The sequence below is a fragment of the Tateyamaria sp. genome, from assembly GCF_059783535.1.
This window is the reverse complement of record NZ_JBYNDP010000002.1, coordinates 1-11,589: the sequence shown is the minus strand read 5'-3', so window position 1 is coordinate 11,589 and position 11,589 is coordinate 1. Positions and strand designations below refer to the sequence as shown.

Sequence of the window (11,589 nt, the reverse complement as noted above, 5' to 3'; positions counted from 1 at the left end):
CCTACCCTTCTGTTGCTGTCACAACAATAACCGACACATTGTCTGGCGCTCCCGCGTCCAGTGCCGCCTGCAACAATCGGGCTGCTGTGGCGTTGTCTGGCCTGTTCAGCACCATTATGTCCGCAAATCTCGCATCTTCCACAGCACCGCTTAAGCCGTCACTGCACAGCACCAGCCTGTCTGCAGACTGCAACGGCAAGACAAATGTATCGACTTCAACCTCTGGCTCCGCGCCAATGGCGCGGGTAACCACATTCCGCTCAGGGTGCAACCGTTCTGCCTCTTTGCTCAGGACACCCTGATCAATCAGTTCCTGGATGTGGCTGTGATCCTTGGTCATCTGCTTCAACTGACCCCGCCGCCACAAGTAAATCCGGCTATCTCCGACCCAGGCGCAATAAGCGACGTTTGCGTCCATAAACGCGGCAACGACCGTCGCTCCCATGACCGTACCGTCGGCTGCCGCAAAAACTGCCTTATTGCTGCGCTGAAGTATTTCGACCAGACTCACCTCTGGATCATCTGTACGGGTCAATGTCGCCAGGCCGTCGATCACCATATCTGCGGCGACATCGCCGTGGCCATGGCCTCCCATTCCGTCAGCCACCGCCCACAGTTCTCCATTGGGATCGATCAGTATCGCGTCTTCGTTTCGATCTCGCACCAGTCCTTTGTGCGTGAAGCCCGCACCCGTGATGCGCAACGGCGCAAGTGTCGGGGCCGATCTCAAGAGCGCTCCGCAACAGTGTCAGGTTTTGCCCAAAATAGGAGCAATTCTGGTCTGTACATTTTAAAAAACCGAAGCCGGCAAAACGTTGAATTTTTCCCAATGCTACAGTATTCTGAGAGTATACCCTAACGATTTTCTTTTTGGTGATACTATGCGCACAATCTCTGCCGCGGCAGCGGCGCTTCTTTGTTTGACTGGGCCCCTAATAGCCCAATCGATCGACCCAAACGACATCATGCAACGCTTTCAAGCACAGCGTGACGCTTTCAGCAGTGCGGGGAAGAATGGCCCGACGCGGAACCTTACTTTGATGACTGTGGACGATCTGGATGTCGAAGCGCAGGTCGATAGCCCAACATTGGGCGCGCCCCAAGCCTCAACCGAACTTCAACCTCTGACACCTGCACCGTTGGACGGTACGCAAACGACGTCGATTACAGGTTTAAATCCGCCAACTGCACCCAATGCGGAGAATGCGCCCCAGATCGCGTCTGCAAACCCATCGGTGGCAACATACGGCAAGCTTGCGGACGAATTGCAGGTGAATCTCTTTATCAATTTTGCCTTTGATAGCGCCGCGATTGGGGCAGACCAAACCCCTATCCTGGATGAAATGTGCGTCGTGATGCGCGACAGCGACATCAAAGTATTCCAAATTGTTGGTCACACAGATTCTGCCGGATCGGATGCATACAACGAACGTTTATCGCGCCTGAGGGCTGAAGAGGTTGGCAGGTACCTGACCGCGAGTTGTGGCATTCAGAGCAATCGCCTGACCACTTTAGGGCTTGGTGAACGCTTTCCGCGCAACACCGAAGATACCCGTGCCGACGAAAACCGCCGCGTGGAATTCCAAGCCCTTAGCTGACGCTGGATCATTGTGAGGTCAGATTGGTAGGTCCGCGAGCGTGATTGTTTGCGGACCTATTGTGGCCGGCAACAGCTGACATCTCGCCGGACATCAAGCCCAAACTCATTTTGGGCAGCCCGATGAGTTTTAGATATTAAATATCAATGAACTATGTATCGTAGCTCACCTTCACCCCAGTGCGTATCCAGCCCCTCGAACCGTGCGCACAGGATCCGCTCCGCCAAAGCACGTAAGCGCCTTGCGCAGACGACCAATGTGCACGTCAACCGTCCTTGTATCCACGTAGATATCGCGACCCCACACCCGGTCTAGCAATTGCTCCCGGCTCCACACCCGTCCCGGTTTTTCCATGAACGTGCTGAGCAACCGGAACTCTGTCGGACCTAACTTCAGCTCGTCGCGACCGCGCGTGACCTTGTGACTTTCTGCGTCCAGAACGATGTCATCAAATTCCAGTCTTTGACCAACCGTCGCAGGTCGAACACGGCGCAGCTGACTGCGCACGCGCGCCATAAGTTCGATCACTGAATATGGTTTGACCACATAATCATCGGCACCGGTTTCCAACCCACGTACCTTGTCGACCTCTTCGGACCTGGCAGACAACATGATCACGGGAATACTGCGTGTCTCAGGTTTGATCTTTAGCCTGCGGCAGACTTCAATCCCTGACAGGTTCGGCATCATCCAATCCAACACGATGATGTCAGGCAAATCCTCTTCCACGAGCAACAGCGCTTCTTCACCGTTCTGGGCGCGGCTTACGGCAAATCCTTCGGCCTCCAGATTGTATGCCAGCACCTCACGTTGTGCGGGTTCATCTTCGACAACCAGAACTCGGGGCTGATCGACGGACATATGCCTTGTCTCCTAAGCCTGAATGGATGTTTTGTCGGCCTTCTGCCGGTTTTCTTCCGGGGTCGATCCGGTCACCAGATACACAACCTGTTCGGCAATCGACGTTACATGGTCACCCATGCGTTCAATGTTCTTCGCGATGAAATGCAGATGCATACACGCCGTAATGTTGCGCGGATCCTCCATCATGAAGGTCAGGAATTCGCGGAACAATGCGTTGTACATCTGATCGACTTCGGCGTCGCGATCAATCACGTCCTGCGCCAGCTCTGCATCACGCGCAACGTACGAGTCCAATGCATCCTTGAGCATGCGTTCAACTTCTTTTGCCATGCGACGCAGCGCACCGGCACTGTCATTCACCGGTGCCATTTGGGACAAAACACTCGTGCGTTTGCCCATGTTTTTTGCATAATCTCCAATGCGTTCCAGGTTGGCGCTCACCTTGATCACAGACAGAAGAAGACGTAGGTCGATGGCAGTTGGCGCGCGCAGCGCAATCACGCGCGCGGCCTCCTCGTTGATCAACTCTTCCAGCTCATCAATGGCCTTGTCGCCCTTGCGAACCTGTTCCGCCCGCTCTTCATCACGGGTTTCAAGGCTGATGGCCGCCTCAAGAATTGCGTTTTCAACCAGGCCACCCATCTTCATGATCTGTGCCTGGATCGCTTCAAGGTCTCGGTCAAAGGCCGATGCGATGTGTTGGTCTTGCATGAATCTGCTCCTTAGCCGATGCGGCCAGTGATATAGCTTTCGGTCCTTGGATCGACCGGATTGGTAAAGATCTGGCCCGTCTCACCGTATTCAACAAGATTGCCGAGGTGGAAAAATGCCGTCTTCTGGCTGACCCGCGCAGCCTGTTGCATCGAGTGGGTGACAATCACCACGGAATAGCTTTGGCGCAACTCGTCGATCAGTTCTTCGACCTGAGCGGTTGCAATGGGATCAAGCGCCGAGCACGGCTCGTCCATCAGCAAAACCTCAGGTTCCGTTGCAACGGCACGCGCGATGCACAGCCGCTGCTGCTGACCACCGGACAGCCCGGTTCCGGGCGCATCCAAACGGTCTTTCACTTCATCCCAGATTGCGCCCCGGCGCAGAGATTTCTCAACCAGCTCGTCCAGTTCCGCCTTGTTCTTGGCAAGGCCGTGGATGCGGGGACCATAGGCTACGTTGTCATAGATAGACTTCGGGAATGGGTTCGGCTTTTGAAAAACCATACCCACTTTGGCGCGCAACTGCACCGGATCAACCTTTGGGTCATAGATGTCTTCGCCGTCGATCTGGATATCCCCTACCACACGACAAACATCAATTGTGTCATTCATCCTGTTGATACAGCGAAGAAATGTTGACTTCCCACAGCCTGACGGTCCGATGAATGCGGTCACCGTCTTGTCATCAATTTCGACATCCACGTCCTTGATGGCGTGATTGTCTCCATAGTAGACCTGCACACCTTTGGCCGCGATCTTGACGTCGTTTGTGTCCACGTCTCTCTCCAGAATTCTCATGTCGTTCATGGCGGCCCCCTACCAGCGGCGTTCAAACCGGCGCCGCAGGATAACGGCGATGGTGTTCATGGTGATCAGGAACAGCAACAGCACGATGATGCCGCCCCACGCTTTCTCGGTAAAGACCGCGTCTGAGCGTGCGGCCCAGTTGTAGATTTGTGCCGGTACGGCCGAGTTCGGCTCGATGAACCCATCGACAAATGTGCCCGGGTAGCGTGCAACAAACCCCACCATGCCAATCAGCAGCAGCGGCGCAGTTTCACCAAGGGCTTGCGCCAGGCCAATGATGGTACCTGTCAGAATGCCCGGCGCGGCCAGTGGCAGAACGTGATGAAACACTGCCTGCATTTTGGAGGCCCCTACCCCCAGTGCCGCATCGCGGATCGACGGAGGCACGGCCTTGAGCGATGCACGGGTCGAAATGATGATCGTCGGCAGTGTCATCAGCGTCAGCACCAAGCCACCAACCAGCGGCGCCGATTGCGGCAGATGTGCAAACTGAATGAACACAGCAAGACCCAAAATCCCGAACACGATCGAAGGCACAGCGGCCAAGTTGGAAATGTTGACTTCGATGAAGTCTGTGAACCTGTTCTTGGGCGCGAACTCTTCCAGATAAATCGATGCGGCCACGCCAATCGGCAGGCTGAGTACCAGCACGACCAGCATCATGAAGAATGAACCCAGCACCGAAGCACCGATGCCAGCCCCCCCGGGATTGTCGACGCCCGTGTCAACACCGGTCAGGAAATTCCAGTTGAAGACTTGTTTGATCAACCCTGCTTCTTGCATGGCATCGATCAAATCGAAGTCCTCGGGCATGAAGAAACGGTTGCCGCTTTGTAGGTCATCGCGTTCGAACGTACCTTTAAGATAGCGATCAACACGAGATGCCGCCGCCAGTTCAAATGAGATGGGCGTGCCCAGTTGATCTTCATTGGCGCGGTAGAAGGCACGCAGATCACCGCCCACCTTACCCAAAAGACGTTCAATGGCCTTTTCATCGAACTCAATTTCGACGCCTTCGCCATCCATAGTCTCGGTCAGGGACGTAACGAAGTAGTCCGTATATATACCAGTCTTCAGCAAAGCCTTTTCGGCGGTGTCATATTGTTCCTGCGTCAGCGTGAACGGCACTTCCACTACGGCCTGACGGAAGGCTGGCAAGCCGGAACTCAGGATTGCAGCAAGAAGAGCAATCAAAAAGAACATGCCCGTGCAGATTGCGCCAATGCCATATGCGCGGAACCGACGCTCTGCCGCATTCCGTTTCTTTGTTCGGGCGTCTTCATGCGCCAAGGACTTCGCCGGACGCGCATTTTCGGGTGTCATGGCTGCATCAGTCATTACTCATATTGCTCCCGGTATTTGCGCACGATGTAGAGGGCAAAGACGTTCAGCCCGAGCGTCATGATGAAAAGGGTCATTCCAAGGGCGAAAGCAACAAGCGCCTCCGGTGAAGCAAAGTCACTGTCTCCGGTCAGCTGCGACACGATCTTGGCCGTCACGGTTGTCATCGCTTCAAATGGGTTGAGGCTGAGCCGGGCTGCGGCCCCTGCCCCAAGCACGACGATCATGGTCTCGCCAATCGCACGGCTTGCTGCCAACAGGATCGCACCCACAATGCCTGGCAAGGCTGCAGGCAGGACCACCTGTTTGATTGTTTCGGATTTGGTTGCGCCAAGGCCATAGGACCCGTCGCGCATCGCCTGTGGAACCGCGTTGATGATGTCATCAGACAACGAGCTGACGAACGGTATCAACATGATACCCATGGCAAGGCCTGCCGTCAGGACGGCGCGCTGCCCCTGCATCCAACCCAAGCCATCATCACCAAAGACAGACAGCAGGATTGGCCCGATCGTCAGCAACGCGAACAGGCCGTAAACGATTGTCGGGATCCCGGCGAGGATCTCAAGCAGCGGCTTGGCAATGCTGCGCATCTTTGGACCCGCGTATTCCGAAAGATAGATGGCTGCGAAAAGGCCAATGGGCACAGCCACCAACAAAGCGACCAGTGAAATATACAGCGTGCCCCATAGCAGGGGCAGAATCCCAAGGCTCGATGCGCCCCCACGGCCAGAGAAGCTGGGTGCCCATTCGAGCAGAAAGAAGAAATCGGCTGCCGGGTACAGCCTGAAGAATTCAATCGTGTTGAAGATCAGCGAAAGAATGATCCCGATTGTCGTGAGGATTGCGACCGAAGCGGCCGCGATCAGAAGTGCCAGGATACCCTGTTCAACCGTGTTTCGGGCTCGAAAGGACTTGCCACTTTCCATTGTCCCCCAAGCAGCACCAGCAGCAGCGACAAGCAACACAGCGATTGTCATCAGCAGGTTCGATGTCTGGCTCATCGCGCGGTAGGCTTGCGAAGCCTGCAACACTGTTTGCGTGATCTGACCAGTTACGACCTGACCCGCATCTTTCAGCACCTGCACAACGTCTTCGAGATTGGCGTCAGCATTCCGTGCCGTGTCTTCATCCAGCAAACCTGCGCCTACAGCGTTTGAAAGCCCGTCTGCGGTGCGGCGAACATCGGACATAACAAGACCGACATTCGATCCTTCCGCGATTTCGCTGTCGGGGATCATCTGAACGATACGACTGTCAATGAACAGGGACTGCCCGAGCAACCAGAGGATCATCAGCCCGAAGGCCGGAACAACCGATTTCATGAGAGCGTTGGAGCCATAGTAAATCGGCAGCGAGTGAAGGTTTCGACTGTCGCCACCGGCGCTTGCCAAAGCACGCTGGCGCCCCATGAAGAACCCAACCGCCGAGATCGCCAGAACGATCAGCGCGAGCCAGAGAATAGGCATTTGTCCCCCAAAAACGAAAGCCGCACTTTCGCGGTCTTGTCAGCAGAAACCGGGCGGCAGTCCATCGCCGCCCGATCTTTTGTTATGGCAGTTCTCAACAATCGCTCAGCTTACGAGCCGCTGCCCATTGTTTGTTCATCAGAGATCATTTGCTGCGTGTCGGCCAGTTCTGGATCGGATACCAAACCGTAAGCTGCCAGCGGACCATCAGGGCCAGCGACCTCGTCAGCCACAAAGAACTGCGCGTATTCTTTCAGGCCGGGGATGACGCCGATGTGGGCCTTCTTGATGTAGAAGTACAGAGGACGCGACACGGGATACTCACCCTTGGCGATGCTTTCGGTTGTTGGCTCAACGCCCGACATTGTGGCCACTTTCAGCTTGTCGGTGTTGTTTTCGTAGAATGCCAGACCGAACACGCCGATGGCGTTTGTGTTGGCATCGATGGATGCCAGCGTTTCGGTGTAGTCGCCGTCGATATCGACGGAACGGCCGTCCGTGCGCACGCTCAGGCAGGCGTCTTCTGCATCGTCCTCGGACATGCCGCCAGCGATCATCGCTTCCATGGCACCCGTGGCTTCACAGCCAGCTGCAATTACCTTCTCCTCGAACACTTCACGTGTCCCGTGCTTGGTGCCGGGGATGAAGGCAAGGATGTCAGCTGCGGGCAGGTCGGCGTTAAAATCGGACCATTGCGTGTGCGGGTTATCGACCAGCGCACCATCTACCATGACCTTGGGGGCCAGCGCGTTGAAAATGTCGGATGGTGTGAACGCAGAGTAATCTGGACCCTGGATTTGCGAGGCAAATACGATGCCGTCATAGCCAATCCGGACTTCGATGATGTCAGTCACACCGTTGTCAGCGCAGGCTTTGATTTCCTTGTCGCGGATGGCGCGCGATGCGTTCGCGATGTCTGTGTGCTCGGTGCCGACACCTTGGCAGAAACGCTTGAGGCCAGCGGAGGAACCACCCGATTCCACAACAGGTGTTGGGAAGTCGAAGTTTTCGCCAAAGGCTTCGGCAACAATCGAAGCGTAGGGCAGAACGGTGGACGAACCGGCAACCTGAACCTGGTCGCGCGCTACTGCGGTCGTTGCAGCCATGGCCGAGAGGGCCAGCGCCGACGTGGTGAGTTTCACAAAGGACATGAATGTCTCCTGTCTGAGCATTTTCTTAATGATCCCCCCCATGAGGATCTTGGCGCCCGTCTAGGCACCGCTCGCAATCCTTTTGTGACAACTGCGTAACAGTTTTATGACAGCAGGCAGTTTGCCGCCGCGTCATCCGAAACTTTTTTGTACCGGCAGAATGACTGTAAAGGTTGCGCCCTCGCCTAACGTGCTTTCAACCCGCAACCGGCCCCGATGGCGATTGATGATATGCTTGACGATGGCAAGGCCCAGGCCAGTACCACCAAGCGCACGGCTCCGATGATCATCCGCCCTGTAAAACCGCTCTGTAATGCGCGGCAGATGCACGGGATCAATGCCAGGTCCATAGTCCAGAACCTGGACCCGCACCCCCGGTGCGCGCAGGGCCGGTTCCCGAGCGCTGGTGTTCACGCGAACAGTGACGCGCCCGCCTGATCCCCCATATTTGATCGCGTTTTCGGTCAGATTCGTGAATACTTGCTTCAATTGATCGGCATCCGCGATCAGATGCACGGTTTCATCTCCGAACTCACGCTCAAACGTGACACCGGCTTCGTCCGCAAGCGACCGCAGGGTCCGCAATGTCGAATCGAGCACATCATTCAGGACAACAACGTCTGTCGGGCGCACGCGCTCGTCGCCCTCTACCCGGTTCAATGACATCAAGTCCCCGACGAGGCGATTCATACGCTCTGCTTCATCCTGCATGATGTTCAAGAAACGTTCGGCCGCCGCGGCGTCATTGCGTGCCGGCCCGCGCAGCGTTTCGATGAAGCCCATAAGTGCGGTCAGCGGTGTGCGGAGTTCGTGACTGACATTTGCGACGAAATCCCGGCGCATCTGGTTGGTTTGCTCGACATGAGTGACGTCTTCGAACACCAGCACCGCCAAACCACTGCCATCGCGTCCCAAACCCGGTACCGCGCGCACGCTCACGCTAAATGTTGTGTCCTGTGCACCATCATTGCCAAGGTAGCGCGTTGTCCGCGCCTTGCCGTCTTGCAGTGTGGCCTCCACAGCATCAAGCAGTGCAGGCTGGCGCAACATCGTCACGTAATTCCGATCCAACGCCTGTTGGCCGATCAGTGTAAGCGCCTCGACATTGGCTGCCACGATCCGTTCGGAATCATCAATGGCGAGCGTGGGCAAAGGAAATGCCGCAAGCAATGCGCCCAGCACATCGTCCCCCATTGCCTTGCCCCCTCTTACGCCAGTGCAGCCTCGACTGCGCGTGTGAACACATCGCACAGCACATCCGGGTCTTCGAGGCCAACCGAGATGCGGAAGAACCCCTCGGACATGCCCAGCTCCGCACGTTTCTCGGCCGTCAACGCCCGGTGCGAGGATGAGGCCGGATGCGAGATCGTTGTTCCAATATCGCCAAGCGTCGGGGCAAAGTTCAAGCCATCAGCCCCTCGGGCAAAGGCATTGGCCGCCTCGCGCCCGCCGTCGATTTCAAAACTGACCATGTTGCAATACTGGCCCTTGAGCAGCGCTTCGGCGCGCGCATGGTCCGGGTGGTCACGACGGGCCGGATAGATGACCCGCTTCACCCCGGGCAAAGCCGCCAGGTGCTCGGCCAACTTCGCTGCTGTCGCTTGTGCCCGATCATAGCGCAATTCAAAGCTCAGAAGCCCCCGCTCGGCCAACCAGCAATCAAAGGGGCTGGGCGTCATCCCGGCTGTGACGGTAAAAACGCGCAACCGATCATTGATGACTTGGTCCTTTGCCGCGACATAGCCCAGCATCACGTCGGAATGACCAGACAAAAGCTTGGTCAACGAATGTATGACGATATCTGCGCCATGATCGAACGCTTTGAACGCCCTTGGCGTGGTAAACGTATTGTCGATGACCAACAAAACGCCCGCCTCTTTCGCTAACGCAGACAGGCCCAACACGTCCGCAACACGCAAGGTCGGGTTCGAAACAACCTCGACCAGGATCATCTTGGTCTCGGGGCGCAGGGCCGCCCGCACGGCATTTGCATCCCCCGGATCGACCATCGACGTCTGGATGCCCAAACGTGGCAAGTCTTCCGACATCATGCGCAGCGATCGGCCATAGAGCTGGGTACCGCCAATCACGTGGTCTCCTGACGTCAGCAGCCCCAGAAGGACAGCAGATACAGCCCCCATACCCGACGAAGTCAGAACACCCAAATGCGGCGCGCCCTCCATGCGGTCGATGGCCTGTGCCACGACATCTGCATTCGGATGGCCTTCACGGCTATAGGTATAGCCATGCAGATCGCCGTCATACTGGGCATCCAGCATGTCTGGCGTGTCAGATGCATAGACGACCGAGGGGCTGAGCGGCGTCACAACGGGTCGCGATGCGCTGTCCGGCAGCGGCGTCGGTCGCACGAGCGACCCTTTGGAGTTCGAGGTCATTTCAGAAGTTCCGTATGATAGGTCTGCGAGCTGAACGTGATGTCGACAATCAACCAACAGGGACGCGGCAGATGTGCTGCAATCAGATCCACTAGGTCCTTTTGCAAGGCAGCGGTAAATGCGGCGTTTCGATGAGGCTTGGCCAATAGTGCAACGGACGCCTTCAGATGGGTATGCAGGAAGACGGATGCCGGATACGCGCGCCCCTTGGTTTCCCCTGCCCCGTCATCATGGCGCAGAATGCAGGCTTCAACCTCTGCCAGGATCGCCTTGGCGTCGATATCAAGATCGCTTGAGTAGCTGAGTTCGCAATGCGGCATCAGCTCTGTACCTCTTTCATCGTTTCGCGGAAGTTGCGCATGTTCTCTTGGTAATGAAGCGCAGAAGCGCGCAGACCTTGGATGGCCTGTTCGTCCAGTTCCCGCACCACCTTGCCCGGCACGCCCATGACCAATGATCCATCGGGGATTACCTTACCCTCCGTGATCAGCGCCCCTGCCCCAATAAGGCAGTCCTTGCCAATCTTTGCACCGTTCAGGACCGTAGCGCCCATGCCGATCAGGCTATTTTCCCCAATCGCACATCCATGCAGCATGACCTTGTGACCAATGGTGCAACCGGGCCCGATAGTGAGAGGATAGCCCGCGTCTATGTGCATGACGCAATTTTCCTGCACATTTGTGCCCGCGCCGATGCGGATATCCTCGTGGTCTGCGCGGATAGTGCAACCAAACCAGACACTTGCACCTTCTTCGAGGATCACCTTGCCAATCAGATTGGCGTCCGGCGCAACCCATGTGTCGCGCGCAATCTGCGGGCGATCATTGCCCAATGCATAGAGTGTCATGGCAACTCCTCGAACTCGGTTTGAAGGACGCGCACATGGTCGGTCAGCTGTGGTTGCTGCAATCGACGCAGGCGCGTGGCGGTGATGATTGTTTTCAGATGCTCTTCAGTTTCGTCCAGATCATCGTTGACCAAAACATAGTCGTACCCGCCCCAATGGCTTATCTCGTCCCAGCTTTTTTGCATGCGGCGGGCAATTGTCTCCGCGTCGTCCTGTGCACGTGTTTCCAACCGGCGCCGTAGCTCAGCGATCGAAGGTGGGAGGAGAAAGATCGACAATGTATGCTGGCCAAGGACAGAGTTGGTGATCTGCTGCGCACCCTGCCAATCGATGTCAAAAAGGACATCCTGCCCTTTGTTTATCGCATCCTCGACTGGTCCCTTTGGTGAGCCATAGAAGTTGC

General features: G+C 56.5%; 13 protein-coding genes. 1 reads left to right on the top strand and 12 read right to left on the bottom strand.

Translation table 11 applies throughout. The features are described from left to right. Position 1: 1 nt before the first annotated feature. Entirely contained in the window at positions 2-730 is a 729-nt protein-coding gene (locus AC6RA8_RS00645) for a PP2C family protein-serine/threonine phosphatase (RefSeq protein ID WP_500350194.1), read from the bottom strand. 85 nt (positions 731-815) lie between these two features. Between AC6RA8_RS00645 and AC6RA8_RS00640 the strand changes: the two genes are divergently transcribed. Further along, complete coding sequence (locus tag AC6RA8_RS00640) at positions 816-1,598, top strand: OmpA family protein (RefSeq protein ID WP_500350193.1); 783 nt, start codon at positions 816-818, stop codon at positions 1,596-1,598. Between the two features lie 171 nt (positions 1,599-1,769). Here the strand turns inward: AC6RA8_RS00640 and phoB are convergent, their stop codons facing one another. From phoB to AC6RA8_RS00585, 11 genes are all read right to left on the bottom strand, one after another. Further along, a complete protein-coding gene (gene phoB, locus AC6RA8_RS00635) occupies positions 1,770-2,459 on the bottom strand; it encodes a phosphate regulon transcriptional regulator PhoB (RefSeq protein ID WP_500350192.1) in 690 nt (229 codons plus the stop codon). 12 nt (positions 2,460-2,471) lie between these two features. Next, the gene (phoU, locus tag AC6RA8_RS00630; protein ID WP_189370805.1) at positions 2,472-3,173 is read right to left on the bottom strand and encodes a phosphate signaling complex protein PhoU; all 702 of its coding nucleotides are present in this window, start codon (positions 3,171-3,173) and stop codon (positions 2,472-2,474) included. 11 nt (positions 3,174-3,184) lie between these two features. Then, entirely contained in the window at positions 3,185-3,982 is a 798-nt protein-coding gene (gene pstB / locus AC6RA8_RS00625; RefSeq protein ID WP_189370806.1) for a phosphate ABC transporter ATP-binding protein PstB, read from the bottom strand. Between the two features lie 9 nt (positions 3,983-3,991). After that, the gene (gene pstA / locus AC6RA8_RS00620; RefSeq protein ID WP_500350191.1) at positions 3,992-5,320 is read right to left on the bottom strand and encodes a phosphate ABC transporter permease PstA; all 1,329 of its coding nucleotides are present in this window, start codon (positions 5,318-5,320) and stop codon (positions 3,992-3,994) included. Continuing rightward, positions 5,320-6,792, bottom strand: a complete 1,473-nt coding sequence (pstC, locus tag AC6RA8_RS00615; protein WP_500350190.1) for a phosphate ABC transporter permease subunit PstC — start codon at positions 6,790-6,792, stop codon at positions 5,320-5,322. Before pstC ends, pstA begins: the two co-directional genes overlap by 1 nt. Positions 6,793-6,902: 110 nt before the next feature. After that, positions 6,903-7,943 (bottom strand): substrate-binding domain-containing protein, encoded by a 1,041-nt coding sequence (locus tag AC6RA8_RS00610; RefSeq protein WP_500350189.1) that lies wholly within the window; start codon positions 7,941-7,943, stop codon positions 6,903-6,905. 132 nt (positions 7,944-8,075) lie between these two features. Continuing rightward, the gene (locus AC6RA8_RS00605; RefSeq protein ID WP_500350188.1) at positions 8,076-9,137 is read right to left on the bottom strand and encodes a sensor histidine kinase; all 1,062 of its coding nucleotides are present in this window, start codon (positions 9,135-9,137) and stop codon (positions 8,076-8,078) included. A 14-nt stretch (positions 9,138-9,151) separates the two neighbouring features. Beyond that, complete coding sequence (locus tag AC6RA8_RS00600) at positions 9,152-10,339, bottom strand: trans-sulfuration enzyme family protein (RefSeq protein ID WP_500350187.1); 1,188 nt, start codon at positions 10,337-10,339, stop codon at positions 9,152-9,154. Continuing rightward, complete coding sequence (locus AC6RA8_RS00595; RefSeq protein WP_500350186.1) at positions 10,336-10,659, bottom strand: hypothetical protein; 324 nt, start codon at positions 10,657-10,659, stop codon at positions 10,336-10,338. The genes AC6RA8_RS00600 and AC6RA8_RS00595 overlap by 4 nt, the downstream gene beginning before the upstream one ends. After that, positions 10,659-11,186, bottom strand: a complete 528-nt coding sequence (locus AC6RA8_RS00590) for a gamma carbonic anhydrase family protein (RefSeq protein WP_500350185.1) — start codon at positions 11,184-11,186, stop codon at positions 10,659-10,661. The genes AC6RA8_RS00595 and AC6RA8_RS00590 overlap by 1 nt, the downstream gene beginning before the upstream one ends. Then, the coding region (locus AC6RA8_RS00585; RefSeq protein ID WP_500350184.1) for a nucleoside/nucleotide kinase family protein at positions 11,183-11,589 on the bottom strand (407 nt) is incomplete at its 5' end. The genes AC6RA8_RS00590 and AC6RA8_RS00585, both read right to left, overlap by 4 nt.